The 1,396-nt window shown below is 38.7% G+C and carries 1 protein-coding gene; it reads right to left on the bottom strand.

What is annotated here, in order from left to right:
• Positions 1-294: 294 nt before the first annotated feature.
• Entirely contained in the window at positions 295-1,320 is a 1,026-nt protein-coding gene (locus HCUR_RS00685) for a coiled-coil domain-containing protein (RefSeq protein WP_129591794.1), read from the bottom strand.
• Positions 1,321-1,396: the final 76 nt, after the last annotated feature.

Genomic DNA, 1,396 nt, shown 5'->3' with positions numbered 1-1,396 from the left:
GTACTAGAGTCTATTGATGAATTTATAACATTCTTTTAGCATATTTCAAAAGGTCTTAATTTAACGACTTCTACTATACTTTTTCTAACAAGAAACCATTCAGGTTGGGCCAGGGAACCCACCGGTAACCATCGCTCTGAAAGCAATAAACTTTCTTATGTAGCCGATTACAGTCGCGCGATGGATAATTTTCTTCTCGGGCTACTTTCCCAGAAGACAAATTTTTGCTCTGTTTTTAAGAATTTTGATCTCGAAAAACACCCTCTCCTTCAGATCTTGTTACCTTTTTCACGTTTACTGAGACTGATCGTGGATTCTTTTTGAACCTTGCTGAATCATTATATCTAGTAATTGACGATGGATCTTCTCAAATTTTTCCTGAGTATTCTTAAGTTCTTCTCTGTTTTGTTTAAAAATTTGATACTGATTTTGAATTTGTTTCCGCTGCTCTGGGAGCTCAAGTGCTTCATTCTCAAGCTCTTTTTTAAGCCGTTGCAGCACATGATCCTGCGTTTCGTAGAATTTTAAACCACCCTGCAACTTAGAATCCAAATCTTCGCATTTTTTTATCCTATGTTGGATGTTCTCGTACTCTTCCTTTTGTGCATTAAGTACCTTTTGAAGCTTTTCGAGAATTGTTTGGAGCTTTTTATCTGCTTCAAGCGCTGAACCCTGATTATCACCACTGTCTACCCCTTGCTCAAGATGGATATTCTCAAGACTCTGTGTAATCTCCTGAATTTGGCTTTGCTGTTGGCGCTCCTGATTTTCAGGAACACACACTGCCTGAGCCCTAGCTGCACGCGTGTTTAGAATGTCCTGCTTTTCGCTTTCACAGCTTTGTTGAATCTCCCTATTTTTCTGTATTTCCGAATACAACCCCTCCAGATAATTTTTATTTTTTTGTCTTGAAACATTCAATGCTTCCAGAAACTGCTGATTTTTTTCAATGTTACCTTTACACTCTTCTAGACGCGCTTGAATAGTTTGGCTGGCTGTCTCAACCTGTGTCCAGTTTTTATCAAGCCTCTCACTTAGAACCGCAAGCTCTTTTTGACTCTGCACAATTTCCTGAATCTTAGTCTCAACCCTTTCAACTTGTGTTTTGTACCAAACCTGCTTATCCTGTACACTATGGTCTTGCTGAAATCCTTGCTGCTGTAGGTTTTCTTGCGCTTGGGGAGCACCATTGGGAACGCTCTGATTTTGGAGAGGTGGATTTTTTTCATCCTCAGCATCATTCCCAGCCTGTGCAGCCTGTTGTGCGGTAAATATTCCTATTGTCAATACTGTAAACATATATTTTAATTTCAAATTCATCAAAAAATATCCATAAAAAAATCACTGTTTGAGTTTAGGCATACTGTTCCTTTCTGTCAAGAGAAAATGTTCATGA

The organism is Holospora curviuscula, from assembly GCF_002930195.1.
GTDB classification, from domain to species: domain Bacteria; phylum Pseudomonadota; class Alphaproteobacteria; order Holosporales; family Holosporaceae; genus Holospora; species Holospora curviuscula.
Note: the sequence above shows the minus strand (reverse complement) of the source record. Positions and strands in the feature narration are given on the sequence as shown.